The sequence below is a fragment of the Ruegeria sp. CDSA193 genome, assembly GCF_059611885.1.
The window spans coordinates 64,004-90,392 of the sequence record NZ_JBXWPN010000012.1 but is presented as its reverse complement, the minus strand read 5'-3'; the positions used below and the strand labels follow the sequence as shown (position 1 = coordinate 90,392).

The following is a 26,389-nucleotide window of genomic DNA, read 5'->3' as shown; positions in this document are numbered from 1 at the left end:
TTCAGTTCACACCGCCCTTAACAAGACGCCGGTTTCTGCAACAAGGTTTGACCCCGCCATGCGCCGCATAACTTTCCTGCTGATCTTCGGGCTCGCCGGTCTGGGCGTACTTGTGTCGCTGGGCGTCTGGCAGGTACAGCGGCTTGGGTGGAAACAAGACGTGTTGGCCGAGATTAACGACCGGATCTCCGCCGAACCTGTTTCCCTGCCGCAGCAGCCTTCCGAGACACGGGACAAGTACTTACCGGTTTTCGTCCAGGGTGAGATGCAGCCGGGTGAAATCCATGTTCTGGTTTCGGTGAAACAAGTAGGCGCTGGCTATCGAGTTATCCAAGCTTTCGATACTGGCGACCGGACTATTCTGGTCGATCGCGGTTTTATCCCAACCACTGCCAAACAGGTTGAAAGACATACCGGGCAGATCGAACTGACGGGCAATCTGCACTGGCCGGATGAGATCGACGGCTATACGCCCGAACCCGATTTGTCTGCTAATATCTGGTTTGCCCGCGATGTTCCCGCTCTTGCCGCAGCTCTGGGAACCGACCCGGTTCTGCTGATCGCACGGTCCCAAACCGATCCGAATGTGACCCCTCTGCCAGTGGACACTGCGGGCATCCCGAATGATCATCTGGGATACGCGATCACATGGTTTGGCCTGGCTTTGGTCTGGGCTGCGATGACTGGTTATTTCCTGTGGCGCGGTCGCGCCCCATCAGAAAGTGAAGCGCAATGAAATATGTCTCAACCCGCGGGCAGGCGCCCGAACTGAGTTTTGAAGAGGCGATGCTGACCGGGCTGGCCCGCGACGGCGGCCTGTATCTGCCCGCCGAGATCCCGGTGATGAGCCAGGATGACATCGCTGCTTTGGCCGGCCTGTCCTATGAGGAGATCGCCTTTCGTGTGATGTGGCCCTATGTCAGCGGATCATTTGGGGAAGATGAGTTCAAACAGATCATTGCCCGCGCCTATAAAGGGTTCGGCCATGACGCCCGCGCACCGTTGAAGCAGTTGAACGAGAACCACTTCCTGCTGGAGTTGTTTCACGGCCCGACACTGGCCTTCAAAGACTTCGCCATGCAGCTAATCGGTCAGTTGTTCCAGGTAGCGCTAAAGCGTCGCGGGGATCGGGTGACTATCGTGGGCGCGACCAGCGGTGATACCGGTTCTGCCGCGATTGAGGCGTTCCGGGGGCTGGATGCGGTAGACGTGTTTATCCTGTATCCGCATGGCCGCGTTTCCGAGGTGCAGCGTCGTCAGATGACCACACCTTCGGACAGCAATGTGCATGCTCTGGCCGTCGACGGGGACTTTGACGACTGTCAGGCCGCGCTGAAAGATATGTTCAACGATTTCGACTTCCGTGACGGTGTGAAACTGGCGGGGGTGAACTCGATCAACTTTGCCCGCGTGCTGGCACAGATCGTCTATTACTTCTCGGCCGCCGTCAGCCTTGGCGCACCGCATCGCAAGGTCAGCTTTACCGTGCCGACAGGCAATTTCGGCGACATTTTTGCGGGCTATCTGGCCAAACGCATGGGCTTGCCGATTGACCGGTTGGTAGTGGCGACCAACCAGAATGACATTCTGCATCGGTGCCTGGCAGGCGAAGGGTATTTCAAGGGAAACACGATCCCTTCGATCAGCCCTTCGATGGATATTCAAGTCAGCTCGAACTTTGAACGGGCGCTGTATTATGCCTATGACGAGGATGGCAATTCTGTGGCTCAGCTGATGGGCGAGCTGAAGAATGGCGGCTTCAACGTCAGCCAGGGTGCGATGGAAGCGCTGCGTGAAAGCTTCGACTCGGGCCGCGTGTCCGAAGAGGAAACGCTGGCGACGATCACAGCCACGCTGGCCCGCAGCACCGAACTGGTCTGCCCCCATACTGCCGTGGGTATCAAAGTTGCCGAGGAGCACCGCGACGCGAACGTCCCGATGATCACTTTGGCGACCGCACACCCGGCCAAGTTCCCGGCTGCGGTCGAGAAGGCGAGTGGCGTACATCCGCCTCTTCCCTCTCGCATGTCTGATCTGTATGAACGTCCGGAACGGGTGGCCCGCATCGCCAATGATCTGGGCGCCCTTGAGGATCATATCAAAGGGCATATCGCCGAGTGACTGTCAGACAAGATCAACTGAAGAACGGCTTCCGTATCGTCAGTGAACATATGCCGGGGCTGCAATCTGCGGCCATAGGCATCTGGGTAACCGCCGGTGCGCGCAATGAGCGGATCGAACAAAATGGCATAGCCCATTTCCTTGAGCATATGGCGTTCAAGGGAACCAAACGGCGATCCGCGCTGCAAATTGCCGAAGCGATCGAGGATGTGGGCGGGTATATCAACGCCTATACTTCGCGCGAAGTGACGGCCTATTACGCGCGCGTTCTAAAAGACGATGTGGCGCTGGCGATGGATGTCATCGGTGACATCGTCCTGAACCCGATCTTCGATCCGCGCGAGATTGAGGTCGAACGCGGTGTGATCCTACAGGAAATCGGTCAGGCCTATGACACGCCCGACGATGTAATCTTTGACTGGCTGCAAGAGCAGAGCTATCACGACCAGCCCCTGGGCCGGACCATACTTGGCCCCACTGAACGCGTCAGCGCATTCTCGCGCGAGGATCTGTCGGGTTTCGTGGCCGAGCATTATGGCCCTGAACAGATGATCCTATCCGCTGCTGGTGCGGTGGATCACGATGCACTGATGAAAACGGCCGAAGAGATGTTTGGTCACCTGCAACCACGCAAGGGTTTGATCCCTGAAGTGGCCCGATTTACCGGTGGTGAGGCGCGGCAGGAGAAAGAACTGGAGCAAGCTCATTTCGCTTTGGCGCTGGAAAGCCCCGGCTATCGCGACGACGCGATCTATACCGCGCAGATTTATTCGACCGCGCTGGGCGGGGGTATGTCTTCGCGCTTGTTTCAGGAAGTGCGGGAAACACGCGGGCTTTGCTATACGATCTTTGCCCAGGCCGGCGCCTATGCCGACACCGGGACAACCACGATCTACGCGGGCACATCTGCGGATCAGATCGGTGAGTTGGCGACGATCACCATTGACGAAATGAAGCGTGCCGCCGAGGATATGAGCCCCGAAGAGGTCGCCCGTGCTCGTGCGCAAATGAAGGCCGGAATGCTGATGGGGCTGGAAAGCCCCTCGAACCGGGCCGAGCGTCTGGCGCGTCTGGTGCAGATCTGGGGACGGGTGCCGTCGCTTGAGGATACAGTCGCCAAGATTGACGCGGTCAGCACCGAAGATGTCCGCAGCTTTGCCGAGCAGATAGCAGCACAAGCGCCAGCGGCGCTGGCGCTGTATGGTCCGGTATCAGGTGCACCCACACTCGCGGACTTGCAGGAGAGGCGCGCGGCGTGATGCTTCTGGGCAGACGCAAGCTGAAACTTGAAACCGAGCGGCTCAGCTTGCGCCCGCCCGTGCACTCCGACTTTAATGACTGGGCAGCGCTGCGGCGCTCGTCCAAAGACTTTCTGACCCAGTGGGAGCCAATCTGGGCTTCGGATCATCTGAGCCGGAAGTCATTTACCAACCGGGTCTACTGGGCGCAGCGCTCGGTTGCGAGCGGGACGGCGATCCCGTTATTTCTGTTCCGGCGATCTGATGACCTGCTGGTCGGTGCAATCACCCTGGACAATGTGCGCCGTGGCCCAGCACAGGCGGGGACCCTGGGCTATTGGACGGGCCAAGCCTTTGCTCGCAACGGGTATATGCGCGAGGCTATTGGCGCGGTGGTCCATCATGCCTTCACGCGTTTAGACCTGAGCCGGATCGAGGCGGCCTGCCTGCCCGAAAACAAACCTTCGCGTGGGTTGCTGGAAAGCTCGGGCTTTAAATACGAAGGCGTGGCGCAGTCCTATCTGCAGATTGACGGGCGCTGGCGAACGCATGTGTTATATGCCTGTCTGCGGTCGGACCGGCGCGGCAAGACAGACGCAGGGTAGGACCATGGCGCGGGCGAAACAGCCAATGATTTGGATCAGCCGTGCGATGGTAAGCACCTCTAGCATCAAAGGGTTTGAGGCAGACGTTGTCTTGAACGACAGGGAGCGAGCCGTTGAAGCAATGAAGCGGAACAGACTTGGCGAACCGCAGCCCGAAGATTGCTTCCCCAAAGAAGTGTACGCGAAATACAAAGACAAAAAGGAAAAGAAGCAGCCGGACTTCTTTATGGCTGGAGGGCTATGGACGGTTTCTGCAGCATGCGCCGCTGTTCTACGCCAATTCGACCTTGGTGACGGAAATCTCTATCCAGTCAAACTGTTTCAACACGATCGCACCACACCGGTTGAGGGCGAGTATTTCTGCTTGAACTTTGGGGCGCAAAAAACTGCCGTGCTGACCGATCAATCACCGCGTATAGATAAGCCATATGAAAACCACAACATCTGGGAGCCGCCCGGCGCAATGCAAGACAAGGACATCGCCGTGAGTTTGTCTGCGTTGGATGGGCCCGACATCTGGATCGACACACAAATGCGCGACGCGTTTTTTGTGAGCGACGCATTGGCACAGGCCTTGCGTGCGGCGAAGGTCTCACGCCCGTTCAGGCTACGTAAGTGCATCGTGGTTTGAGGCACTTCAACCCGCGGAAAGTTCAATTTCACTTTGCGGTCGCGATTCAACCGTGCTCTGCGCTACAATCACGTCATGCGCTGGGTGGTTTTTGCATTGATGGTGATCTCGGGCGGGGCTGTCGCGCAGGAGCGGCGGCCAAGCCATTGCATCGCTATTGCGGATGCGACACCTGGGATCGAATACCTACATAAAGCGGCTTGGCAGGATCCGGTGCCGGAGCATTCGGTTCGGATCAACTATATCGCGCATGCGTCTTTCCTGATCCAGACGCAGGGCGGGTTGAACGCCGTGACGGATTTCACCGGCTTTATCGGCGGGGCCAGTCTGATTCCCGATGTGGTGACGATGAACCACGCCCATGGCACCCATTGGACCGAATACCCCGATCCCGCCATTCCGCATGTGCTGGAGGGGTGGGGCGTGTTCGGGGAGGGGATCGAACATCATCTGGATCTGGACGAGATGCTGGTGCGCAATGTCTCGACCGATATCCGTTCTGTTTATGGCGGGGTCGAAGAACGTGGCAATTCGATCTTTGTGTTTGAGGTGGCGGGCTTGTGTATCGGGCATCTGGGTCATCTGCACCACGTCCCATCGGACGCGCAATTTGCGGCCCTTGGGCGGTTAGATGTTGTCATGGCCGCCGTTGATGGCGGGACGACCATGCCGCTGCCCGAAATGATTACAGTTCTGAAACGGTTGAAGAGTTCGGTCATCATTCCGATGCATTGGTTTTCGGACTATTCGCTGGATCGGTTTCTGGCGGATATCAGGGGGGATTTCCCTGTTGAACGCGATGGCGTGTCGGAAATCACCGTATCCCTGCGCTCACTTCCGGACCGGCCAACGGTGGTTGTGTTAGAGCCGCAATACCTGATCGAGTTGGAATAGGGCTTGTCGGGACCCGTTGCCTTGGGCAAGGAATGGGCATGACCCTGAATCCCGCAGACGATCAATTCGCCCAATCAATTCGCGCCGCCTTGCCGGATGAAGTGCTGCGACCGGTCACCGCGCGATATCTCGAGGAGCCGCGCCGTCGGATTTCCGGGCAGGCGGGGGTGCTTGCGGTGCCCAGAACGGCCGAGGAGGTGGCGGTTCTGATCCGATTGGCTGCCGAGGCGTCGGTCCCGGTGGTGCCATATGGGGGCGGCACCGGTGTTGTTGGCGGTCAGGTGACGTCGGACGGGCCTGCGCCTTTGCTAATCTCGCTAGAGCGGATGACAGCGATCCGGGCTGTCTATCCGACAGAGAATGTGATGATTACAGAAGGTGGTGTGATCCTTGCAGATGTGCAGGCGGCTGCCGAAGGCGCGAACCGGTTATTTCCACTTTCCCTTGCCTCACAGGGGTCATGTAGGATCGGAGGGAACCTGTCGACAAATGCAGGGGGGGTTAACGTGTTGCGCTATGGAAACGCCCGTGACCTGTGTCTGGGCCTAGAGGCGGTTCTACCAAGCGGCGAAATCTGGCATGGGCTCAGCCGGTTGCGAAAGGACAATACCGGGTATGATCTGCGCAATCTTTTGATCGGAGCCGAAGGGACGCTAGGGATCATCACTGCGGCGGCACTCAAGCTGTTTCCCTGCCCTGAGGCGGTTGGAACGGCCATGGTTCAGGTCACCTCTGCCGAAGCGGCGGTTGATTTGCTGGCGCTGGCGCGGGACCTCATGGGGGACAGCGTCAGCGCATTTGAACTGATTCACCAACAGGGGCTTTTGTTCCTGAGTGAGGTTCTGCCAGACACGCGGCAGGCCTTTGCCGAGCCGCCCGAATGGTCTGTACTGATCGAGATTGGCTTGTCGATGGGCCAATCACCTGAAACCGCGTTTGAGGTGCTGTACGAGGCCGCTGAGGTACGTGGGCTGGTCACCGATGCGGTGATTGCCCAAAGTGAGGCGCAGCGGCAGGACATGTGGGCCGTGCGCGAGCGTATTCCGGATGCAAACCGGCTGATCGGGTCGGTCTCAAGCCACGATATCTCGGTGCCGATCTCGGCCATCCCAGAATTTATCCAGCGTGGTGCAGATGTTGTGGCCGCGCTTGGTCCGTATCGGGTGAACTGCTTCGGGCATCTAGGCGACGGAAACCTACATTACAATGTGTTTCCGCCAAACGGGCATTCCCGGTCAGAGTATGACGCCGAAAGCGCGAAGGTAAAAAGGGCCGTTCATGACCTTGTGCATGAGTTTCAGGGATCCGTCAGCGCAGAGCACGGTATCGGGCGATTGAAGACCGAAGATCTGGAACGATATGGCGATCCGGCCAAACTGAGTGCGATGCAGGCGATCAAGGCGGCGCTGGACCCCAAAGGGATCATGAATCCCGGCGCGGTCCTGCGATTGTAAGTGCGGGATCCGTCAGAGTCCTTCGAATTCGCACAGGACATGAACATCCATGCCCATCTCTTCCAGAACCTTGCGTCCGCCCAATTCTGGCAGGTCAATGATGAAGGAACATGACACGATCTCGCCGCCCAGCCGTTCGATCAGTTTGATCCCGGCGGCGGCGGTGCCTCCGGTGGCCAGCAGGTCATCCACGACGAGAATTTTCTCACCTGGTTGGATGGCATCATCGTGAATCTCGACGATAGCCTCGCCGTATTCCAGCGTGTAATCCTGGCTGATTGTTGTACCGGGCAGCTTGCCCTTTTTGCGGATGGGGACGAAACCGACGCTCAGCTGATGAGCGATGGCGCCGCCCAATATGAAACCGCGCGCCTCAAGCCCCACGACCTTGTCGATCTGTTCGCCGGCATAGGGGTGCAACATCTGATCAATCGCCATACGAAACCCGCGCGGGTCTGCAAACAAGGTGGTGACATCCCGAAACATGATCCCTTCGTGCGGAAAATCGACGATGGTTCGGATGTAATCCTTGACCGACTTGTTTCTTGACATGACCATCCCCTTCTGGCGTCAAAACACGCTGGGTTGTTTGGCCCATCGGGGACGGTCATGCAAGAACAGAATGAATGGCTGGCTTGCAATCTTCCTAGAACGTGCGATTGCCTATCTCACCGAAAAAACCAGATAGGTTTCCCAAGACGTCGTCTTTTTTAGCCAATGCGTTGGTTCCGAAAAAGAATTACCTGAATTGAACACTGGCTACTTGCAAAGATTCCGCAAGGTTGTTAGCTGCCATCATATGTTTTCTATATACTTAGTATATACGTTTCATTCCTTCTGAAGTCTTTTGGAGACAAAGTGCATGTCCGGGACAGATCGTAAGGTTTCAGCCAAAAAGGACAGCCAGCTGGTTCTGCGGCTGGATCGTGGCGAGCGCGATGCTTTTGTAGAGCTGTGCAGGGAACTCGACACGTCGGCGGCGCGAGAAATCAGGCGGTTTATTCGCGGATTTATGAATGATCACACCGCAGAATAGGCCCTCAGGCCGGGCGACGCAGGATTGATGTGGCGATCCCCATACCGATCAGGGTCAGCCCCCCGAAACGCGTCAATGCGCGAATGGTACTTGCGTGGCCGATCATATGGCGCAGCCGATCTGCCAAAAGGGCATAGGCCAATGCGTTCAACCAGGCCAGCCCGACGAAGGTGCCTATCAGGATCGCGAATTGAGGGCCCAAAGGTTCGGTAGGGCGCAGGAATTGCGGCACGAAGGCGATAAAGAACGCAATCGATTTGGGGTTCAGGGCGGTTACAGCGGCCGCGTGACCAAAGACGCCTCGCGCAGAGATATCTGCGCCGGGTTCAACCGCTTGCAGCCCCGCCGATGGGGCGCTGCGGAGTAACTTGATACCCAGCCACACCAGATAGGCCGCGCCGACCCACTTTAGGACAGAAAACAACGTAGCTGAGGCCAGAACCAATGCCCCCAATCCCAGCAATGAGGCCGTCATGGCCACCAAATCGCCAACCGCCACCCCGGTGGCCGAGGCTACGGCAACGCTGCGGCCTTTGGACAGCGCATAGCTGAGCACCAGCAGCACAGTGGGGCCGGGGATCAGCAGCAAAGCGGTGGATGCGGCCACAAAGGCCAGCCAGAGGTCAAAGGGCATGTGATCTCCGATTATGATACGCGGGTATCAAGCTTTGGTGACGGGCAAACGTCAAGCCCCCGATGGGCGCGTCACACGGTGCATCAACGCCTCAAGTGGTCCGCGTCTGAAGCGCAGGAACCATAGCAGAGCAAATCCTGAGGACAGCACGCAGAAACCCAAGGCGTAGCCAACGATCTGTGGCGCGCTGAGCGATCCGTCCAGCAGGTCGGCCTCGTCCAGAATGCCCATCCCAATCACGATATGTGCGATATACAGCGTCAGGCTTTGCCGCCCAGGCGCAGTCAGCGCCATCGCGGCGCCCAGCCCTTGAATCCGCGGCCAGAGCTTTAGCAACAGGCCGATCACCACACAGGCGGTTCCAGCCCCGGCCAAAATGTAAAACGGCCCCGGAGGGATGGATTGAGTGCCCAGATAGGCGGCCAGGTCAGGATCGGTTGTCAGCTTTTGCGGAAACAGGGCCAGAACGGCTGCGCCAAATCCCCACATGATCAACCGGTGCTGAACACAGACCGTCTGTAGTTGCGATCGCCCAATCGCCATACCGATCAGCAAGAACGCTGCCCAAGGTAGAACGGGGTGCCAACCATTGAACAGCAAGTTTCGTACAAAGCCCGGTATCGACCACAGGTCGGTATGGGTCAGGGAAACCCAGTCCCATCCCTGATCATAGTCAAAGATAAGATTGGCGAGAACAGCCAGGACAACGACACTGCATGCGCCAAGCCACAAACCAAAGATGGACGAGGACAGAAACGCCGCGCCGACAACAAAATACAATGCATAGAAATGCAGGATATCGGCCTCAAACATGGTCATATTGATCAGGCCAAGTACGAACAGAAATGCAGCCCGTCGTGACAGAATTCCAGCAGAAGGGCTGGACAGGCCAATACCGATCCCGGCCAGAATGACAAACAATGCAGCAGCACGACCTTCCAGTGCATCGACAAGCGCCGATGCCCAGTCATCTGTCGGTTTGACCTGCGCCGCGATGCGAAAGTTCACCAGCACCATGCCGCAAAATGCCAGAAAGCGTGCGGCGTCCAGGGCCTCGAGCCGTTTCATTCCTATCCTCTTCGTTCCCTGCCGCCCGTACCGAACTTAAAAGGCTGCCTTTCGGTTAAGTACTGATGCGGCCGACCGGAATAGGCGCTGATACCAATCGCTAGAGCACCCGCCCCGCGACTGCGTCCAGTTTCGCCAGCAGCGCCGGATCACGTTTTTCTGGCGCGGTAAGGATCGCGTATTCCAGCGCCCGGTCACACCCGTGCGGGCAGGGCAGGCGCTCTGCCCCCAGCAACTCTGGCAAGCCCTTGACCAGCGCCCGGCCTTTTTCGGCGTTCCCGGTCAGGGTGGCGATAATGGCGGTCACGTCGACCTCGCCATGGTCCGGGTGCCAACTGTCGTAATCGGTGACCATGGCGATCGAGGCATAACAAAGCTCGGCCTCTCGGGCGAGTTTAGCCTCGGGCATGTTAGTCATTCCGATCACATCGCAGCCCCAATGCTCGCGGTACATTTTGGATTCCGCCAGTGTCGAGAATTGCGGCCCCTCCATCGCCAGATAGGTGCCGTCGCGATGAATGGTGATGCCGGCGGCCTTGCCAGCAGTCTCACAAGCATCTGACAAACGCGGGCAGGTTGGGTGTGCAACGCTGACATGGGCCACGCAGCCAGAGCCAAAAAAGCTCTTGTCCCGCGCAAAGGTGCGATCGATGAACTGGTCGACGACAACAAAATCTCCGGGCGCCATATGCTCGCGGAACGATCCGCAGGCCGAGATCGAGATCACATCCGTAACCCCCAGACGTTTCAGCGCGTCGATGTTGGCGCGATAGGGCACGTCCGTCGGCGAATGAATGTGGCCACGCCCGTGGCGAGGCAGGAACGCCATCTCGATGCCGTTCAGCGCGCCGGTCAGTATTTGGTCCGAAGGCTTACCCCAAGGCGTTTCAACCGAGACCCATTGCGCATTCTCCAATCCGTCGATGTCGTAAATGCCTGATCCGCCGATGACGGCAATCTTGGTCTGGGTCACTGGTTTTCTCCAATTTTGGTGCCTGTTCAGCGATTTGTGCGCTGCGCTGCATGGTTTGACAAGGGTGATCGCCCGGTGGTTCTATCACTTTTTTCGCAGGGGTTCGGGTCGTTGCTATCCGAGCCAGGCAGAGCATCAAGCCAAGGTGTGACGGCAACGAACCGACATCAATTCACCTATTCGCGAGATATGTGCTATGCGTGCTGCGCATATCAGCCTCCCGCCTGATGCGGTGGCTCAAAAACCGGTTCACAGATAGAAGTCCCTTTTTCGCGCGAACCCATAAACCAACAGGACGCCCTATGCCCCGAGCTATGCTGGCAAGCTTTGCCAATCGTATCGCCAAACCTGATCTTCGTTGGGTTCCGGATGAGGGCCTGACCGTCTCGCGCCTTCGGATCGAGCTGCTGTCCGGCCTGACGGTTGCACTTGCTTTGGTCCCTGAGGCGGTGGCCTTTGCGTTTGTCGCGGGCGTGCATCCTCTGGTTGGTTTGTATGCTGCGTTCATGGTGGGGCTGATCACTGCACTGATTGGTGGCCGTCCGGGTATGATTTCGGGCGCAACCGGGGCGCTGGCCGTGGTGATGGTTGCCTTGGTGGCAGAACATGGGGTCGAATACCTCTTCGCTACAGTGGTTTTGATGGGAATACTGCAGCTGATCGCAGGGGCGATGCACTGGGGGCGTTTTATCAGGCTGGTACCACATCCAGTGATGCTGGGGTTTGTGAACGGATTGGCCATCGTGATTTTTCTGGCCCAGATGGGCCAGTTCAAAGTTCCCGGCAGCATGGAAAACACGGGCCATGGCATGAGCGGTGGCGAATGGCTTTCCGGTATTCAGCTTTTTACTATGTTGGGTCTGGTCGGCCTGACTATGGCGGTGATCCTTATCGTGCCGCGCATTACACGCATTGTCCCGGCGCCTTTGGCAGGGATCATGGTCGTCGCAGCATTGGTGATTGGTTTTGGACTGGACGTCCCACGGGTGGGCGATCTTGCCTCGATCGAAGGTGGCTTGCCGCCGTTCCACATCCCGATGGTGCCGCTGAACTGGGAGACGTTTGAGATCATCCTGCCATACGCCGTCATATTGGCAGCGATCGGCCTGATCGAGTCGCTTCTGACGCTGAACCTTGTTGGCGAAATCACCGGCAAACGTGGTGGTGCCTCGCAAGAATGTATCGCCCAAGGGTTTGCCAATGTGGCCACTGGCTTTTTCGGAGGCATGGGCGGCTGTGCCATGATAGGTCAGTCCATGATCAACGTGAAATCAGGTGGGCGCACGCGCATTGCCGGTATCGCAGCGGCGCTGTTCCTGTTGGTATTCATCCTGTTCGCCTCCCCGCTGATTGAGCAGATTCCATTGGCCGCTTTGGTCGGGGTCATGTTCATGGTGGTGATCGGGACCTTCGCCTGGAACTCGTTCAAGATCATGCGCAAAGTGCCCTTGATGGACGCGTTTGTCATCGTGCTGGTGACTGTCGTGACCGTGATGGAGGACCTGGCGGTAGCGGTTGTTGTTGGTGTGATCGTCTCGGCCCTGGCTTATGCTTGGAATAACGCCAAGCGTATCCATGCAATTACCCGCGATTCACTGACGGAAAAAGGCGCAAAGGTCTACGAGATTCAAGGGCCGCTGTTCTTTGGTTCGTCCGAGGGATTTGTTGAGATATTCGACGTTTCAAACGACCCGGAAACCGTGATTGTCGATTTTGCCGAAAGCCGTGTGGTGGATCAGTCGGCATTGCAGGCCATCGAGAACATCGCTTCGAAATATGAAGCCGCAGGAAAGCGCGTCATGCTCCGTCACCTCAGTCGTGACTGTCACAAACTGCTGAACAAGGCAGGCCATTTGATGGTCGACAGCGACGATGACCCCGATTACGCGCTGGCGGTCGATTATTCTGTTCGCACCGGCATTCTGGGTGGGCACTGATTGTGAAAGGCGGCCAAATGGGCCGCCTTTTTTAGGGGGCTAAACGCTCCAGCATATCGACGTTTCCGGACAGCAGAGCACTTTCGGCTTCGGTAATCAGATCAGTTGGCCAATCCCACCACTTCAAAGCAAGCAGCCGGTCGATTGTACCGGCCTCAAACCGATACCGTCGTACTTCTGCAGGATTGCCTGTCACGATTGCATAAGGCGGTACTGTTCCGCGCACGACGGATCCTGCACCGATAATGGCGCCATCTCCGATTTTAGCGCCAGGCATGATCAAGGCACCGTATGCGATCCAAACGTCATTTCCGATCACGGTATCGCGCCTGTCAGGTTGATATTCCAACAGCTTTTCGGGGTCGAAAACGGGAAAAGGATAGCATGTCGCCCCGCTCATGGCGTGATTGGCCGATGAAGTGATGAACCGGACGCCGTGGGCGATTTGACAGAATCTACCCAAGACAAGTTTTTCGCGGGAAAACGGGAATAGATAAGGGGCAAGGCGTTGCGCCCAATCCTCTGGTGCGTCGAAATCCGACGCATAGCTGTATTCACCGGCTTCTATTCTGGGGTGGTCGATAGCCTGAGATAGGAAGACCGTTCCCGGGTGGTCCGAGCCGTTAGGCAATGTGATTGGGTATCGGCGCGATGCGTCAGGTAAAGGCATTAGTCATCCGGTCTTGAAAGGCTGAACAGCTCGGACGCGACCGAATAATCCCGGTAGCCAAGCCGTGCCAGTGGTTTGAAAGACGTCACATCGAATTTGCCATCCCGCATATGGTCGTCGTGCAGATGCACTCCTGTCACTTCGCCGAACACAACCCGGTTCGCCTGTCCGGGCAGGGTCACGATCTCCGTGAGCTTGCATTCCAATGCGGCTGGGGCACCTTCGACACGGGCGCAGGGAATGGTCTCGCATTCGATTGCGGTAAGGCCGGCGTGTTTGAACTCGTCGACATGTTTGGGTAGCGCGGCTGAACTGGCGTTCATTGCGTCGCGGTGGGCGTGGGCGACAACGTTCACGCAGAATACGCCTGTTGCCTCGATATTGGCGATGCTGTCCTTTCCACCGTCCTGATCGGCCTTGGTTCCGGTCGAGGCAAACATGACCTGCGGGGGTGTGTAGGCCACACCATTAAAGAACGAATAGGGCGCGAGGTTGTTGGTCCCATCCGCGCCACGGGTTGATATCCAGCCGATCGGGCGCGGGGTGATAATGGCGTTGAACGGATTGTGTGGCAGGCCGTGGCCGTCTTCTGGGCGATAGAACATAAGGTCTCCAAGCGTTTGCCCAAGGCGTAACGAAGTGCTAGGGCGAATTCCAGCTAGGAAAAGAGGGCAGGGTGCAGCAATTCGTGATCAGGCCGGAGGAGCCGGACGATTGGTGGGAAGTCGAGGCTTTGTACGATTTGTGCTTTGCGCCCGGGCGCGAAGCGCTGTCTTCGTATCGCCTGCGCGATGATGTTCCGCCAATGTCAGGCTTGTCACAAGTGGTGCGGGACGGGCAGGATATCCTGGCCGGTGCAATAAGATTCTGGCCCGTGCATGTTGGCGATCAGGACGCGCTGCTTTTGGGCCCTGTGGCCGTCCACCCGACCCATCAAGGTGAAGGACTGGGTGGATTTTTGATCCACGAAGGATTGCGGGCCGGGCGAACCAAGGGTTGGGACAGGGTCATGTTGGTCGGGGATGCACCCTATTATGCTCGGTTTGGATTCACCCGTCTGACCGGGGTCGAGATGCCCCCGCCAACCAACCCGGATCGGGTTCTGGGCGTAGACCTGATACCCGGCGGATGGGACGGAATAACTGGTCTGGTAACTCGCTGGAGCCGCTGAGCTATTGAAACCGCTGCGGTAAGTGCCGATGTTCTAGGGGCAGGAGGGTACTTATGCAGGACTTGGTTCTTGTCGGAAAACTCAATGCCGAAGCGGAACTGGACCGTTTGGCCGGATATTACCAATCCGCCGGAGGGCCGGGCGTCAAGTTGTTGAACAGTGTCGGTGGCTCGGCAGAGTCATTGCTTGAACAGCTGCCGCCATCTGTGCGCGAAGCCCTAACCGGGGCGACAGAAAAGGCGCTTTGGATTGCGATGAACGCGGCTGAAGGGTCGCGTAGGGCGGTGCCCGATCAGTTGCCATGGGTCAATACGGCCCTGACGACAGCCATGGGAGCTGCAGGCGGTATCGGTGGCGTTCCGACCGCATTGATGGAGTTACCGGCAACCACGACCATGCTGCTGCGTTCAATTCAGGGCGCTGCGGCGCGCGAAGGGTTTGACCCTTCAGAGGTTGGTGTCAAATTCGACTGTGTCCGGGTATTGTCAGCCGCTGGTCCGATGTCTTTCGATGACGGCGCGGATCTGGGTTTCTTTTCGGCGCGTCTGACCCTGACAGGCCCAGCTTTGCAAAAGCTGATATCTGCCGTTGCCCCGAAACTGGCGGTGGTTTTGGGGCAAAAACTGGCTGCGCAATCCGTGCCTGTGTTGGGCGCCATTGCCGGTGGCGGGACGAATTACGTCTATACCCGCTATTACCAACAGATTGCCCGCGTCCACTTTGGCCTCAGGCGGCTGTCGGTAGATGCCGATATCCCGCATGAGGTTCTGGTCCGCAAACTTGAGGCGCGGATGCAAGGGATTGAAAAATAACACTTCATATGGCATTCTTCAGATGCGGGCCCGCTAAATAAGCGCAAAAGCGCATCGGGCGGGCATATACAACGTTCCCTGAAGAGGCAGCAGGACGTGATCGAGCAAAGGCAACTCAACCTGCATCAAGCGGGCACTGTACGAGTCGTACGGCAATCGGCGGCTCTGTGCTATCGTGTCCAAAGCGGCACGCCAGAGGTGTTGCTTATTACGACGCGTGGTTCCGGTCGCTGGATCATACCCAAGGGGAATTTGATTGATGGCCTTTCGCCCTCCGGTGCGGCCAGTCAAGAGGCCTGGGAAGAGGCTGGTGTGACCGGTACATGTACCCCAAATGCCTTTGGGCAGTTCCTGCACTACAAGCGGCGGCACAAGAAAGGATCAGCGGTTTATCTGGTCGATGTCTATCCGCTGGTGGTCAAATCCCTGGCCGCGCGATACCCTGAATGGCAAGAGCGCAAGCGCAGGTGGTTTTCGCTGGGACATGCCGCCTCTCGGGTTAATTCGCCCGATCTTGCATCATTGTTACGCAATGTAGAGCATTTGTATCACTGATGTCCCCCTCAGGGGCTTGCCATTGCAATAGTGGTTGGTATCTATTTGGCATCCGACATTTGGACAGAACATGATTCAATATGCGTTGAAATGTAATAGCGGTCACAGCTTTGACAGTTGGTTTCAATCAGCCGCCGCTTACGACAAACTTGCCGCCGCGGGCATGGTGACATGCGCTGTGTGCGGTGATCCGCAAGTTGAAAAAGCAATCATGACCCCGCGTGTCCGCCCCGGACGTACGGTCGAATCTCGTACCACGGTCCCGGCATCTCGGGATGAGGTCGTCAACATGGCAACGCCAAGCGTTGATGTCGAGAAAGCCCTTTCCGAGCTGCGGCGCAAAGTCGAGGACAACTCGGATTACGTTGGCAAGGATTTTGCCAAAGAGGCCCGTAAGATTCATTTGGGCGACGCGCCGGAACGTGCGATCTATGGCGAGGCCAAGCCAGAAGAAGCCAGGGCATTGATCGATGACGGCGTACCTGTTGCGCCGCTGCCTTTCGTACCTTCGCGCAAGACGAACTAGCCGATGCATGTTGTTATCACCGGTGCTGGGCGGGGGATCGGAAAGGTTCTGGCGGACAGGTATCGTGCGCAAGGATGCGACGTAACGGGCACGGCTCGGGATGGCAGCGCGGAGGTGGCGCTGGATGTAACAGACCCGAAACAACATAAAGCGATGGCGGAAAAACTGGCAATGCGCCCTGTTGATCTGCTGGTCTGCAATGCCGGTGTATATCTGGATAAATCCCAAACCATCGATGGCTACCCCGCCGAAATGTGGGCGCAGAGTTTCGCTGCCAATGTGACGGGGGTCTTTCTGACAGTTCAGGCCTTGTTGCCCAATCTGCGCGCGGCACAGGGCAAGATTGCGATTTTATCCTCGCAGATGGCCTCGCACACGCGGGCACCTGGTGGCAGCTATATCTACCGCTCGTCCAAGGCTGCTGTTCTGAATCTGGGGCGCAATCTGGCTGTGGACCTGCGCGGCGACGGCATTTCAGTAGGCATTTACCACCCCGGCTGGGTTCAGACGGATATGGGTGGGACCGGGGCTGATATCACGGTTGATAAGGCTGTTCAGGGCCTGATCAACCGTTTCGATACTCTGTCACTTGAAAGTACCGGGTGCTTTGAAACCTATGAAGGCCAGTCGCACCCTTACTGACGGGCAAGAGCGACTTTAGGGATCTCATATACCTCACCGGGATCAACGAAAATCACCATAACATCGCCTCGGTTTTCATAGGTGATCTTAGCTGCCGAATTTGTTGAATCCGGGATGCCATCGGTGAAATAGATGTTGCGGACTTCGCCATTTCCCATCGCAACCGCAAGCGTAGAGCTGCCGTCGTCACGGCGCCGCATTTCGGCGTTGCAAGTGCGCATCGCCTCGCCTGGGCTGGTCGCACAGGGCACCTTCCCCAAGGCGTTTTGACCGTCGGTGCCGGTCAGCGAGGCGACTTGCGCCGCCGCAGGTGTGGAAAATAGGGCAAGGACAAGGGCAAGACGGTGCATTGAATACCTCGTAGTGAATTTGATGCGTCAGGCTTACACCGTCATACACGGTTGTAAAGCGATGCTAGGCCCTGACTGATGCGGTATTGCACTCTTGCTCTTGCGGCCCCCCTCGCATAAGACGCACGGGATCTGAATTCCAAGGCGCGGAGACATCAGCCCCCATGCCCGTACTCGTGATGAAATTCGGCGGCACATCCGTCGCAAATCTGGACCGTATCCGCCGTGCTGCAAAGCGCATCGGCGTTGAGGTGGCCAAGGGTTATGACGTGATCGTCATCGTCTCGGCCATGTCGGGCAAGACCAACGAGCTGGTGGGCTGGGTCAACGAAACCTCGCCACTGTTTGATGCGCGCGAATATGACGCCGTGGTGTCTTCGGGGGAAAACGTCACCGCCGGCCTTATGGCGCTGACATTGCAAGAGATGGACATACCAGCCCGCAGTTGGCAGGGCTGGCAGGTGCCGCTGCTGACCACCAGCGCCCACAGCCAGGCGCGGATCGAGGATATCCCGACCGACAACCTGAACCAGAAATTCGGCGAGGGTATGAAAGTGGCCGTTGTCGCGGGTTTCCAGGGTCTCAGCCCTGAAGGCCGTATCACGACACTTGGCCGTGGCGGGTCGGATACCACTGCGGTGGCCTTTGCTGCCGCATTCGGGGCCGAGCGCTGCGACATCTATACCGATGTAGACGGCGTTTACACGACCGACCCGCGCATCTGCCAAAAAGCGCGTAAGCTGGATCGAATCTCGTTCGAAGAAATGCTGGAACTGGCCTCGCTTGGGGCTAAGGTGCTGCAAACCCGCTCGGTTGAGCTGGCGATGCGATATAAAGTGAAATTGCGCGTTCTCTCAAGTTTTGAAGAACAATCCGACGAGGCCGGTACGCTGGTCTGCGACGAGGAGGATATCATGGAATCCAATGTTGTGGCCGGTGTGGCCTATTCTCGTGACGAGGCCAAGATGACCGTCGTTTCCGTGGCGGACCGCCCCGGTATCGCCTCGATCATCTTCACGGCGCTTAGTGACGCGGGCGTGAATGTGGATATGATCGTTCAGAACATCTCGGACGAAGGGCGCACGGATATGACCTTTTCCTGCCCCACGGATCAGGTGACGCGCGCCGAAAAGGCGCTGTTGGCTGTGAAAGACCGGGGAGAGCTGAACTATGCCGACCTGGTCGCAGATAATGATGTCTGCAAGGTTTCTGTGGTCGGGATTGGAATGCGTTCGCAATCGGGTGTTGCGGCCAAAATGTTCAAGATACTCTCGGATGAGGGTATCAACATCAAGGTTATTACAACCTCTGAGATAAAAATTTCCGTCTTGGTGGACAGGAAATACATGGAACTTGCGGTTCAGGCACTGCATGATGCCTTTGAATTGGACAAGGCGGCCTGAGCAATTCAGCCAAGGGTCACGCCTGAAACCTTAGACTGGTTGGGCTATGGCAGACGGCACTGAAACAGAATCCCGTAAGCTGCTGGGGCGGCTGCGTGAAGAGATGGCGAGCGAAGCTGCCGGTCAGGAACGTCTTGACCGGATCACTCACCTGATCGCAGACAGTATCCGGGCCGAGGTCTGCTCGATCTATCTGTTCCGCGACGAAGAAACCCTGGAACTTTGTGCGACCGAAGGCCTGTCGCCCGAGGCCGTTCATAAGACCCGTATGCGCATGGGCGAAGGACTGGTGGGGCGCGTCGCGAAATCCGGCAAAATCGTGAATACGCCCGATGCGCCGTCAGCCAAGGGCTTTCGCTATATGCCGGAAACGGGCGAGGAGCGTTTCTCGTCTTTTCTGGGTGTGCCGATTCAGCGGCTGGGTGAAAAGCTTGGCGTTCTGGTTGTTCAGTCCCGCAACGCGCGCGAATATTCTGCGGATGAAGTTTATGCGCTGGAAGTGGTTGCAATGGTTCTGGCCGAAATGGCTGAACTGGGAGCATTCGTTGGCGAGGGCGCGGCCCTGTCGCCACGCCACCAGCAACCGGTTCAGTTTACAGGCGGCCCAGCACAAGAGGGCTCGGCCGAAGGCCATGTCTGGCTGCACGAACCGCGCGTTGTTGTTACCAACCCGATTGCCGATGACCCGCACCGCGAACAGGAGCGTCTGACCGAGGCGGTCGAAGAATTGCGCGTCGGTGTCGACAAGATGCTCGAGATATCCAAGAACGGCGACAAGGAACAGCTACAGGTTCTGGAAGCCTATCGCATGTTCGCCAACTCCAAAGGCTGGATGCGCCGGATGGAGGAGGACATTGCACTTGGGCTTAGCGCCGAAGCTGCGGTGGAAAAGGAACAATCCCAGGCGCGCGCGCGCATGAGCCAAGTCTCCGACCCCTATCTGCGCGAGCGATTGGCGGATTTGGACGATCTCAGCAACCGTCTGCTGCGCATTTTGACCGGGCAAGGGCAGACAAACAGTGCCGACCTGCCACCGGACCCAATCCTGGTTGCCCGGAATATCGGTCCAGGTGACCTGCTGGAATATGGCCGGTCCTTGAAAGGCATCGTGCTCGAAGAGGGCTCGGTCGGAAGCCATGCCACCATTGTTGCCCGTGCTTTGGCCATACCACTGGTGGTCCATGTCGGCCGCATTACGACCGAGGCCCTGAACGGAGACCATATCCTGGTTGATGGCGATCAGGGCACTGTGCAGCTCAGACCAGAAGATACCGTGGTCAGCGCGTTCCGTGATAAGGTCGCGATGCAGGCCAAGGCGCAGGAACGCTATGCCTCGATCCGCGAAACGCCAACGGTGACGCGGGATGGAGAGCGGATCAATCTGGTGATGAACGCGGGTCTGATGGCGGACCTGCCTTCGCTGAACAATTCCGGTGCCGAAGGCGTGGGCCTGTTTCGTACCGAGCTCCAGTTCCTGATCCGCAATAAGATGCCCAAGCGTTCCGAGCTTGTGACGCAATATCAGCGGGTTCTGGATGCGGCCGATAAAAAGCGCGTGGTATTTCGCACGCTGGATATCGGGTCCGACAAAGTTCTGCCCTACATGAAACATATCGAGGAGCCGAACCCGGCCTTAGGCTGGCGCGCAATTCGGGTTGGCCTGGATAAACGCGGCGTGATGCGGATGCAGCTGCAGGCTCTGATCCGGGCCGCCAATGGTCGTCCGTTGACGGTCATGTTCCCATTCGTGGCACAAGCGGAAGAGTATTACGAAGCGCGATGGGAAGTGAATAAGACCATCGACCGCGAGAAACGTCTGGGCCATGCCCTGCCTGAAAGTATTGAAGTCGGAGCGATGTTGGAAACACCCTCACTCGCTTTTGCACCGCAGAAGTTTTTTGACGAAGTCGATTTCATTTCGATTGGTGGCAATGATCTGAAACAGTTCTTCTTTGCTGCCGACCGTGAAAACGAGTTGGTCCGCCGCCGCTATGACTCGCTGAATGTCAGTTTCCTGACTTTTATCGAACGGATCGTAGAACGCTGCAACATCTCGGATACGCCACTCAGCTTCTGCGGTGAAGACGCAGGACGCCCGGTCGAGGCGCTGTGTCTGGCCGCGATGGGAATCCGGACGTTGTCGATGCGCCCGGCGTCGATTGGGCCGGTCAAAAGCGTATTGTTGCGGGCAGATCTGCAAGCAGTGCGCAAGATCATATCGGACGCTCGTCATCGCGGAGAGCAATCCGTGCGACCAGCTGTGATGGAATGGTTACGCAGCCAGGGGTAGTGCGTCAAATCCACCCTTGCTTTCTTTACTCGCTTTGCCTAAGGAAATGGGGAATGTTAGCGATAACATTTCCAATTCACCGGCGCTGTCAGCTTTAAGTGCTATTGTGGTTCAGCAGAGGATTGAAGGAGCCCGACGATGGTTTCACGCGTAATTCCCGTTAACCCGTTCGATCTGGTGCTGTTTGGCGCGACCGGTGATCTGGCACAGCGAAAAATCCTGCCGGGTTTGTGTCATCGTTTCGAAGTCGGCCAGATGCCAGACGAAGCCCGGATTATCGGGTCTGCCCGATCCGCCATTGATAGCGACGCGTTTCGGGATCAGATACGCGCCTCGATGAAAGAGTTCGCGCCGGAATTCAAAAAAGACGTTCTGGACCGCTTTCTGTCACGCGTGGAATATGTACAGGTTGATGCCTTGGGTGATGCGGGCTGGGACAATCTGGCCAAGTCATTGCGCCCAGACGTTGTGCGAGCGTTTTACCTTTCTGTCGGCCCAAGCTTGTTCTCGGGCATTGCGAAACGGCTGAACGATCACGATCTTGCAACGCCTGACAGTCGTATCGTTGTGGAAAAGCCGTTTGGTCATGATCTGGCCTCGGCCAAGGCGCTGAACGAAGGGCTGCGCGCCTGTTTCGAAGAACATCAGATCTATAGGATCGACCACTATTTGGGCAAAGAGACCGTGCAGAACCTGATGGCCCTGCGCTTTGCCAATTCCCTGTTCGAGCCGTTGTGGAACGCAACACATGTCGACCACGTCCAGATCACCGTGGCTGAAACCGTCGGCGTCGAGGGGCGTGGGGCCTATTACGATCAGTCGGGTGCAATGCGGGATATGATCCAGAACCACTTGGTACAGCTGCTGTGCCTGACAGCGATGGAGCCGCCGTCCAAGTTCTCTCCCAACGCGGTTCGCGATGAAAAGGTCAAAGTGATCGAGGCGCTTGAGCCGGTGATGCCTGCGGATATCGCCCGCGGTCAATACCGCACGGGCGAGGGCGGTGACGGGTATCTGGACCATGTCGGCAACCCTGCAAGCCGGACAGAAAGCTATATTGCGCTAAAGGTTCATTTGGGTAACTGGCGTTGGGCTGGGGTGCCTTTTTATCTGCGCACCGGAAAACGTTTGCGTGCGCGCGAGTCGGAAATCGCCGTCTACTTCAAGGATCCTCCACACACTATCTTCCCCAATGTAGGGCCATTGCATGGAAATGTGCTGGTGATCCGTCTGCAACCGGACGAAGGGATCACCCTGCGCACCACCATCAAAGATCCCGGTCCGGGCGGATTCCGGCTGTCGGATGTGTCGCTGGATATGAGTTTTGCCGAGGCGCTGGGCGCAGATGCGCGGGCTCAGGACGCTTATGAACGGCTGGTGATGGATGTGATCCGCGGTGACCAGACCCTGTTCATGCGTGGCGACGAGGCCGAAGCCGCCTGGGCTTGGGTTGACCCTATTATTCAAGGTTGGGAAAACCGGGGCGACCGGCCATCGAAATATGATCAGGGCAGTTCCGGGCCCGAAGAAGCTCTGATGCTGATGCATCGCGACGGGCGCCGCTGGCGTCAGATCGGAGGTTAGACATGGTTAATTCAGTTATCACCGACGTCACGCAACGGATTATAGCGCGCAGCGCCGATTTGCGCGGCCCGCATCTTGAGCGGATGGAACAGGCCCGGTCCAAAGGCCCGGCGCGGGCGCATCTGTCCTGCAGCGGTCAGGCCCACGCCTATGCCGGCGCAGGCGATGACCAACAATCGATGGCCACTGGTACGGCGGGCAATCTGGGCATCGTCACCGCCTATAACGACATGCTGTCAGCCCATCAGCCGTTCGAGCGCTATCCCGGCCTGATCCGCGATGCGATCCGCACCGCAGGTGGAACCGCGCAAGTGGCAGGTGGCGTACCGGCAATGTGTGACGGCGTCACGCAGGGCGAGGCGGGGATGGAACTGTCGCTGTTCTCGCGCGATGTGATCGCATTGGCTACAGGCGTGGCGCTGAGCCACAACACTTATGACGCCGCCGTGTTTCTGGGGGTCTGCGACAAGATCGTGCCCGGCCTTGTGATCGGCGCGCAGGCGTTCGGCCATCTGCCAGCTGTATTTCTGCCCGCAGGCCCGATGACCAGCGGTTTGCCAAATGACGAAAAGGCCAAGATCCGCCAGAAATTCGCCGCCGGAGAGATCAACCGCGCCGAGCTCATGGCCGCCGAGATGGCCGCCTATCATGGCCCCGGCACCTGCACCTTTTATGGCACCGCCAATACCAACCAGATGCTGATGGAGTTCATGGGCCTGCACCTTCCGGGATCCAGCTTTGTCAATCCAAACACACCGCTGCGCGATGCGCTGACAGAAGAAGGTGCGCGCCGTGCTCTGTCGCTCAGTGCGCTGGGCAACAACTATGCGCCGGTCTGCCAGATACTTGACGAACGTGCCTTTGTGAACGGCATCGTTGGTCTGATGGCCACTGGCGGGTCGACAAACCTGCTGATCCACCTGATCGCGATGGCGCGCGCGGGCGGTATCGTGCTGGATTGGCAGGATTTTTCCGAAATCTCCGCCGTGGTGCCTCTGGTCGCGCGAGTCTATCCCAACGGACTGGCCGATGTGAACCATTTCCACGCCGCGGGCGGGCTGGGCTATTGCATTGGCACGCTGCTCGAAGACGGGTTGCTGCACCCCGACACGCTGACCGTCGCGGGGCAGGGGCTGCACAATTATACCAAAGAACCCAAGCTGAAAGACGGCGACCTGACCTGGGAGGACGGCGCAGGCCAAAGCCTGAATGACAAGATATTGCGCCCCGCCAAAGACCCGTTCCAACCTACAGGAGGTCTCTCGCGGCTCAGCGGCAATCTGGGTACCGGAGTGATGAAGGTTTCGGCGGTTGCCCCCGAGCATCAAGTGGTCGAGGCCCCGGTGCGGGTGTTCCAAACTCAGGATGCGGTCAAGGCGGCGTTCAAAGCCGGAGAGTTCACGGATGACGTCATCGTCGTTGTGCGCTTTCAGGGACCCAAAGCGAATGGCATGCCCGAATTGCATTCATTGACGCCGATGCTGTCGATCCTTCAGGGCCGGGGGCAAAAGGTGGCGCTGGTGACCGATGGCCGTATGTCCGGCGCCTCCGGCAAGGTTCCCGCTGCCATTCATATTTGCCCCGAGGCTCTGGATGGCGGTGCGATCGCCTATTTGCAGGATGGCGACATTCTGCGCGTGGATGCCATAAACGGCGCGCTCGAAATCCTCACCCCAAGTGTGCTAGATCGCACTCCGGCCACGGCTGACCTTTCTGCCAACCAACATGGTGTCGGGCGCGATCTGTTCGGCGCGTTTCGCAACGCTGTCGGCACCGCGGATACCGGCGCCAGCATCTTCGGAGTGTAAGACCTATGTCCAAAACACAACGCACCCGTGAAATCTGTGCCCTTGCCCCGATTGTCCCGGTTCTTGTAATTGACGACGCCGCCAGCGCACGACCTTTGGCCGAAGCTCTGGTCGCGGGCGGTCTTCCTGCGCTCGAAGTCACCTTGCGCACACCGGCAGCGCTCGATGCGATCCGGGCGATAGCGCAGGTTCCCGGTGGCGTCGTCGGGGCGGGTACATTGATCACGCCTGATGACGTGCGCGCCGCGAAAGAGGCTGGCGCGCAGTTTGGCGTCTCGCCCGGTGCCACTGACGCCTTGATTGCCGCATGCGAAGCCCAAGACCTGCCCCTGCTGCCCGGCGCCGCAACCGCCAGCGAGGCGATGGCCCTGCTGGAAAAAGGCTATGACATGCTGAAATTCTTCCCGGCCGAAGCCTCGGGCGGGGCGCCTGCGCTCAAGGCTATCGGCGCGCCCTTGCCGCAAATCACCTTCTGCCCAACGGGCGGTGTATCGCCTTCAAATGCCCGAGATTACCTGTCTTTGTCCAACGTGATCTGTGCGGGCGGCAGCTGGGTAGCACCCAAACAGATGGTCGCAGAAGGCAACTGGTCCGGGATCGAAACGCTTGCCCGGGATGCCGCCAAGCTGATGGATTGACGCCGAAATTGGCCACGTTAGGGTAGGGCCAATTCAAACAGGTTGATCCCATGACACATCCAATCTCCCTCGCGCGTGGGCGCGAGTATCTGGCTATTCCAGGCCCCTCGGTCATGCCTGACGCTGTGCTGCAGGCGATGCACCGACCGTCACCTAATATCTACGACGGCGAATTGATCGAGATGATGCCCGATCTGATCCGCGATCTGCGTCGCGTTGCCCGCACGGCCCATAACGTGGCCATCTACATTGCCAACGGCCATGGCACGTGGGAGGCGGCACTGTCGAACACCATCGCGCCAGGTGAGACAGTGCTTGCCCCCGCATCGGGGCGGTTTACCCATGGATGGGCCGAAATGGCCGAAGGGATCGGCGCCAAGGTGGATGTGATTGATTTCGGAACCAGCTCGGTCTGGGATTTCGATCACATTGCCGAGGTGCTACGTGCTGATTCATCGCATGATATCAAGGCTATACTTGCAGTTCACGTGGATACCTCGAGCTCAATTCGCAACAACCTCCCGGCGCTGCGCGCGTTGCTGGATGATTTGGATCACCCGGCGCTGGTGATGGCGGACTGCATCGCCTCGCTGGGATGTGAGCAATTCGAGATGGATGCCTGGGGTATCGATGTGACTGTTACCGCCTGTCAAAAAGGGCTGATGACCCCACCGGGCGTGGGGTTTGTATTTTTCAACGACAAGGCGCAGGCAAAACGGGCCGCAATGCCGCGTGTTTCCCGGTATTGGGACTGGCAGCCACGAGCCAATCCCGAGCTATTCTACCAATACTTCGATGGTACCGCACCGACCCATCATCTCTATGGGCTGCGGGCCGCGCTCGACCTGATCCACGCGGAAGGGATCGAAAATGTCTGGGCGCGCCATCAACGCCTCGCTCAGGCAATCTGGACCGCCTGCGAAATCTGGGCACAGGGCGGTGCGCTGTCGTTGAATGTAGCCGACCGCGCCGACCGAAGTCATGCGGTCACCGCGCTGCGCCTGAGTGGAGGGCTCGGAACCCCATTGCGGTCCTATACCGAACAATCGCTGGGCCTGACTTTGGGAATAGGCCTCGGGATGGAAGATTGGGACGCCTGTTTTCGCCTGGGCCATATGGGTCACATCAATGCACAGATGGTCATGGCGATGCTTGGCGGCGTGGAAACTGCCATGGCCGCCCTTGATATTCCGCGCGGCACGGGTGCGTTAGAAGCCGCCGCCACCGCGCTTGTGACCTGAGATCAGCTCCCGATCTCAGTGCTAATCTGTATCTTCATCTGACTCAAAATACTTTCGGGGGGAATCGCGCAAACGGCGCGATGGGGGCAGACAGCCCCCCCGTCCCGA

At 58.1% G+C, this 26,389-nt stretch carries 27 protein-coding genes; 20 read left to right on the top strand and 7 right to left on the bottom strand.

Annotated features, from left to right (window positions below):
• Positions 1 to 58: 58 nt before the first annotated feature.
• From AC2FLG_RS19475 to AC2FLG_RS19445, 7 genes are all read left to right on the top strand, one after another.
• Positions 59 to 736, top strand: a complete 678-nt coding sequence (locus AC2FLG_RS19475; protein ID WP_142637998.1) for an SURF1 family protein — start codon at positions 59 to 61, stop codon at positions 734 to 736.
• Complete coding sequence (gene thrC, locus AC2FLG_RS19470; RefSeq protein ID WP_496707623.1) at positions 733 to 2,121, top strand: threonine synthase; 1,389 nt, start codon at positions 733 to 735, stop codon at positions 2,119 to 2,121. Before AC2FLG_RS19475 ends, thrC begins: the two co-directional genes overlap by 4 nt.
• Positions 2,118 to 3,380: a M16 family metallopeptidase gene (locus tag AC2FLG_RS19465; RefSeq protein WP_142638002.1), complete on the top strand. Its 1,263-nt coding sequence runs from the start codon at positions 2,118 to 2,120 to the stop codon at positions 3,378 to 3,380. Before thrC ends, AC2FLG_RS19465 begins: the two co-directional genes overlap by 4 nt.
• Positions 3,380 to 3,964: a GNAT family N-acetyltransferase gene (locus AC2FLG_RS19460; protein ID WP_496707621.1), complete on the top strand. Its 585-nt coding sequence runs from the start codon at positions 3,380 to 3,382 to the stop codon at positions 3,962 to 3,964. The genes AC2FLG_RS19465 and AC2FLG_RS19460 overlap by 1 nt, the downstream gene beginning before the upstream one ends.
• Before the next feature lie 4 nt (positions 3,965 to 3,968).
• Complete coding sequence (locus AC2FLG_RS19455) at positions 3,969 to 4,595, top strand: imm11 family protein (RefSeq protein ID WP_496707619.1); 627 nt, start codon at positions 3,969 to 3,971, stop codon at positions 4,593 to 4,595.
• Between the two features lie 75 nt (positions 4,596 to 4,670).
• The gene (locus AC2FLG_RS19450) at positions 4,671 to 5,489 is read left to right on the top strand and encodes an MBL fold metallo-hydrolase (RefSeq protein ID WP_496707617.1); all 819 of its coding nucleotides are present in this window, start codon (positions 4,671 to 4,673) and stop codon (positions 5,487 to 5,489) included.
• 38 nt (positions 5,490 to 5,527) lie between these two features.
• Positions 5,528 to 6,943 carry an FAD-binding oxidoreductase gene (locus AC2FLG_RS19445; protein WP_496707615.1) on the top strand — a complete coding sequence of 472 codons (1,416 nt, stop codon included), beginning with the start codon at positions 5,528 to 5,530 and terminating at the stop codon, positions 6,941 to 6,943.
• Positions 6,944 to 6,955: 12 nt separating this feature from the next.
• Here AC2FLG_RS19445 and AC2FLG_RS19440 read toward each other — a convergent pair whose 3' ends face one another.
• The gene (locus tag AC2FLG_RS19440; RefSeq protein WP_142638010.1) at positions 6,956 to 7,495 is read right to left on the bottom strand and encodes an adenine phosphoribosyltransferase; all 540 of its coding nucleotides are present in this window, start codon (positions 7,493 to 7,495) and stop codon (positions 6,956 to 6,958) included.
• 310 nt (positions 7,496 to 7,805) lie between these two features.
• Between AC2FLG_RS19440 and AC2FLG_RS19435 the strand changes: the two genes are divergently transcribed.
• Complete coding sequence (locus AC2FLG_RS19435) at positions 7,806 to 7,979, top strand: hypothetical protein (RefSeq protein ID WP_281995766.1); 174 nt, start codon at positions 7,806 to 7,808, stop codon at positions 7,977 to 7,979.
• Between the two features lie 4 nt (positions 7,980 to 7,983).
• Here AC2FLG_RS19435 and AC2FLG_RS19430 read toward each other — a convergent pair whose 3' ends face one another.
• The 3 genes from AC2FLG_RS19430 to AC2FLG_RS19420 form a co-directional block, all read right to left on the bottom strand.
• The gene (locus AC2FLG_RS19430; protein WP_496707613.1) at positions 7,984 to 8,613 is read right to left on the bottom strand and encodes a LysE family translocator; all 630 of its coding nucleotides are present in this window, start codon (positions 8,611 to 8,613) and stop codon (positions 7,984 to 7,986) included.
• A 51-nt stretch (positions 8,614 to 8,664) separates the two neighbouring features.
• Positions 8,665 to 9,681: a DUF418 domain-containing protein gene (locus AC2FLG_RS19425; RefSeq protein WP_496707611.1), complete on the bottom strand. Its 1,017-nt coding sequence runs from the start codon at positions 9,679 to 9,681 to the stop codon at positions 8,665 to 8,667.
• 100 nt (positions 9,682 to 9,781) lie between these two features.
• A complete protein-coding gene (locus tag AC2FLG_RS19420) occupies positions 9,782 to 10,654 on the bottom strand; it encodes an S-methyl-5'-thioadenosine phosphorylase (RefSeq protein ID WP_496707610.1) in 873 nt (290 codons plus the stop codon).
• A gap of 302 nt (positions 10,655 to 10,956) precedes the next feature.
• Here AC2FLG_RS19420 and AC2FLG_RS19415 point away from each other — a divergent pair, with 302 nt between their 5' ends.
• On the top strand, positions 10,957 to 12,591 hold the full coding sequence (locus tag AC2FLG_RS19415) for a SulP family inorganic anion transporter (protein ID WP_142638018.1): 1,635 nt from the start codon (positions 10,957 to 10,959) through the stop codon (positions 12,589 to 12,591).
• Positions 12,592 to 12,622: 31 nt separating this feature from the next.
• On the opposite strand, the gene AC2FLG_RS19410 is transcribed toward AC2FLG_RS19415, so the two are convergent.
• Positions 12,623 to 13,261 (bottom strand): CatB-related O-acetyltransferase, encoded by a 639-nt coding sequence (locus AC2FLG_RS19410; protein ID WP_496707608.1) that lies wholly within the window; start codon positions 13,259 to 13,261, stop codon positions 12,623 to 12,625.
• A complete protein-coding gene (locus tag AC2FLG_RS19405) occupies positions 13,261 to 13,866 on the bottom strand; it encodes a flavin reductase family protein (RefSeq protein WP_496707607.1) in 606 nt (201 codons plus the stop codon). The genes AC2FLG_RS19410 and AC2FLG_RS19405 overlap by 1 nt, the downstream gene beginning before the upstream one ends.
• 71 nt (positions 13,867 to 13,937) lie before the next feature.
• Here AC2FLG_RS19405 and AC2FLG_RS19400 point away from each other — a divergent pair, with 71 nt between their 5' ends.
• The 5 genes from AC2FLG_RS19400 to AC2FLG_RS19380 all read left to right on the top strand — a co-directional run bounded on the left by AC2FLG_RS19400 (position 13,938) and on the right by AC2FLG_RS19380 (position 16,967).
• Complete coding sequence (locus AC2FLG_RS19400) at positions 13,938 to 14,432, top strand: GNAT family N-acetyltransferase (protein WP_271950478.1); 495 nt, start codon at positions 13,938 to 13,940, stop codon at positions 14,430 to 14,432.
• A 53-nt stretch (positions 14,433 to 14,485) separates the two neighbouring features.
• Positions 14,486 to 15,244 (top strand): EcsC family protein, encoded by a 759-nt coding sequence (locus AC2FLG_RS19395; RefSeq protein ID WP_496703329.1) that lies wholly within the window; start codon positions 14,486 to 14,488, stop codon positions 15,242 to 15,244.
• A gap of 96 nt (positions 15,245 to 15,340) precedes the next feature.
• On the top strand, positions 15,341 to 15,799 hold the full coding sequence (locus AC2FLG_RS19390) for an NUDIX hydrolase (RefSeq protein WP_496703331.1): 459 nt from the start codon (positions 15,341 to 15,343) through the stop codon (positions 15,797 to 15,799).
• Positions 15,800 to 15,869: 70 nt separating this feature from the next.
• On the top strand, positions 15,870 to 16,325 hold the full coding sequence (locus tag AC2FLG_RS19385; protein ID WP_271950473.1) for a DUF1178 family protein: 456 nt from the start codon (positions 15,870 to 15,872) through the stop codon (positions 16,323 to 16,325).
• Between the two features lie 3 nt (positions 16,326 to 16,328).
• Positions 16,329 to 16,967 (top strand): SDR family NAD(P)-dependent oxidoreductase, encoded by a 639-nt coding sequence (locus AC2FLG_RS19380; RefSeq protein WP_281973265.1) that lies wholly within the window; start codon positions 16,329 to 16,331, stop codon positions 16,965 to 16,967.
• Here AC2FLG_RS19380 and AC2FLG_RS19375 read toward each other — a convergent pair.
• Positions 16,961 to 17,317 carry a hypothetical protein gene (locus tag AC2FLG_RS19375; protein WP_142638033.1) on the bottom strand — a complete coding sequence of 119 codons (357 nt, stop codon included), beginning with the start codon at positions 17,315 to 17,317 and terminating at the stop codon, positions 16,961 to 16,963. The two genes, AC2FLG_RS19380 and AC2FLG_RS19375, sit on opposite strands and share 7 nt — an antisense overlap.
• A 164-nt stretch (positions 17,318 to 17,481) precedes the next feature.
• Here AC2FLG_RS19375 and AC2FLG_RS19370 point away from each other — a divergent pair, with 164 nt between their 5' ends.
• From AC2FLG_RS19370 to AC2FLG_RS19345, 6 genes are all read left to right on the top strand, one after another.
• The gene (locus AC2FLG_RS19370; RefSeq protein WP_496703335.1) at positions 17,482 to 18,720 is read left to right on the top strand and encodes an aspartate kinase; all 1,239 of its coding nucleotides are present in this window, start codon (positions 17,482 to 17,484) and stop codon (positions 18,718 to 18,720) included.
• A 46-nt stretch (positions 18,721 to 18,766) separates the two neighbouring features.
• A complete protein-coding gene (gene ptsP / locus AC2FLG_RS19365; RefSeq protein WP_142638037.1) occupies positions 18,767 to 21,010 on the top strand; it encodes a phosphoenolpyruvate--protein phosphotransferase in 2,244 nt (747 codons plus the stop codon).
• 138 nt (positions 21,011 to 21,148) lie between these two features.
• Positions 21,149 to 22,594: a glucose-6-phosphate dehydrogenase gene (gene zwf, locus AC2FLG_RS19360; RefSeq protein WP_142638040.1), complete on the top strand. Its 1,446-nt coding sequence runs from the start codon at positions 21,149 to 21,151 to the stop codon at positions 22,592 to 22,594.
• A gap of 2 nt (positions 22,595 to 22,596) precedes the next feature.
• A complete protein-coding gene (gene edd / locus AC2FLG_RS19355; RefSeq protein WP_496707604.1) occupies positions 22,597 to 24,402 on the top strand; it encodes a phosphogluconate dehydratase in 1,806 nt (601 codons plus the stop codon).
• 5 nt (positions 24,403 to 24,407) lie between these two features.
• On the top strand, positions 24,408 to 25,040 hold the full coding sequence (locus tag AC2FLG_RS19350) for a bifunctional 4-hydroxy-2-oxoglutarate aldolase/2-dehydro-3-deoxy-phosphogluconate aldolase (protein ID WP_496707602.1): 633 nt from the start codon (positions 24,408 to 24,410) through the stop codon (positions 25,038 to 25,040).
• A 50-nt stretch (positions 25,041 to 25,090) separates the two neighbouring features.
• The gene (locus tag AC2FLG_RS19345) at positions 25,091 to 26,281 is read left to right on the top strand and encodes a pyridoxal-phosphate-dependent aminotransferase family protein (RefSeq protein ID WP_496703343.1); all 1,191 of its coding nucleotides are present in this window, start codon (positions 25,091 to 25,093) and stop codon (positions 26,279 to 26,281) included.
• Positions 26,282 to 26,389 lie beyond the last annotated feature (108 nt).

Excerpts from the sequence above, each read along its gene's own strand:
- AC2FLG_RS19475 (WP_142637998.1), top strand. The coding sequence starts at position 59 with ATGCGCCGCATAACTTTCCTGCTGATCTTCGGGCTCGCCGGTCTGGGC.
- thrC (WP_496707623.1), top strand. The coding sequence starts at position 733 with ATGAAATATGTCTCAACCCGCGGGCAGGCGCCCGAACTGAGTTTTGAA.
- AC2FLG_RS19460 (WP_496707621.1), top strand. The coding sequence starts at position 3,380 with ATGCTTCTGGGCAGACGCAAGCTGAAACTTGAAACCGAGCGGCTCAGC.
- AC2FLG_RS19455 (WP_496707619.1), top strand. The coding sequence starts at position 3,969 with ATGGCGCGGGCGAAACAGCCAATGATTTGGATCAGCCGTGCGATGGTA.
- AC2FLG_RS19450 (WP_496707617.1), top strand. The coding sequence starts at position 4,671 with ATGCGCTGGGTGGTTTTTGCATTGATGGTGATCTCGGGCGGGGCTGTC.
- AC2FLG_RS19445 (WP_496707615.1), top strand. The coding sequence starts at position 5,528 with ATGACCCTGAATCCCGCAGACGATCAATTCGCCCAATCAATTCGCGCC.
- AC2FLG_RS19440 (WP_142638010.1), bottom strand. The coding sequence starts at position 7,495 with ATGTCAAGAAACAAGTCGGTCAAGGATTACATCCGAACCATCGTCGAT.
- AC2FLG_RS19435 (WP_281995766.1), top strand. The coding sequence starts at position 7,806 with ATGTCCGGGACAGATCGTAAGGTTTCAGCCAAAAAGGACAGCCAGCTG.
- AC2FLG_RS19430 (WP_496707613.1), bottom strand. The coding sequence starts at position 8,613 with ATGCCCTTTGACCTCTGGCTGGCCTTTGTGGCCGCATCCACCGCTTTG.
- AC2FLG_RS19425 (WP_496707611.1), bottom strand. The coding sequence starts at position 9,681 with ATGAAACGGCTCGAGGCCCTGGACGCCGCACGCTTTCTGGCATTTTGC.
- AC2FLG_RS19415 (WP_142638018.1), top strand. The coding sequence starts at position 10,957 with ATGCCCCGAGCTATGCTGGCAAGCTTTGCCAATCGTATCGCCAAACCT.
- AC2FLG_RS19410 (WP_496707608.1), bottom strand. The coding sequence starts at position 13,261 with ATGCCTTTACCTGACGCATCGCGCCGATACCCAATCACATTGCCTAAC.
- AC2FLG_RS19405 (WP_496707607.1), bottom strand. The coding sequence starts at position 13,866 with ATGTTCTATCGCCCAGAAGACGGCCACGGCCTGCCACACAATCCGTTC.
- AC2FLG_RS19395 (WP_496703329.1), top strand. The coding sequence starts at position 14,486 with ATGCAGGACTTGGTTCTTGTCGGAAAACTCAATGCCGAAGCGGAACTG.
- AC2FLG_RS19385 (WP_271950473.1), top strand. The coding sequence starts at position 15,870 with ATGATTCAATATGCGTTGAAATGTAATAGCGGTCACAGCTTTGACAGT.
- AC2FLG_RS19380 (WP_281973265.1), top strand. The coding sequence starts at position 16,329 with ATGCATGTTGTTATCACCGGTGCTGGGCGGGGGATCGGAAAGGTTCTG.
- AC2FLG_RS19375 (WP_142638033.1), bottom strand. The coding sequence starts at position 17,317 with ATGCACCGTCTTGCCCTTGTCCTTGCCCTATTTTCCACACCTGCGGCG.
- AC2FLG_RS19370 (WP_496703335.1), top strand. The coding sequence starts at position 17,482 with ATGCCCGTACTCGTGATGAAATTCGGCGGCACATCCGTCGCAAATCTG.
- ptsP (WP_142638037.1), top strand. The coding sequence starts at position 18,767 with ATGGCAGACGGCACTGAAACAGAATCCCGTAAGCTGCTGGGGCGGCTG.
- zwf (WP_142638040.1), top strand. The coding sequence starts at position 21,149 with ATGGTTTCACGCGTAATTCCCGTTAACCCGTTCGATCTGGTGCTGTTT.
- edd (WP_496707604.1), top strand. The coding sequence starts at position 22,597 with ATGGTTAATTCAGTTATCACCGACGTCACGCAACGGATTATAGCGCGC.
- AC2FLG_RS19350 (WP_496707602.1), top strand. The coding sequence starts at position 24,408 with ATGTCCAAAACACAACGCACCCGTGAAATCTGTGCCCTTGCCCCGATT.
- AC2FLG_RS19345 (WP_496703343.1), top strand. The coding sequence starts at position 25,091 with ATGACACATCCAATCTCCCTCGCGCGTGGGCGCGAGTATCTGGCTATT.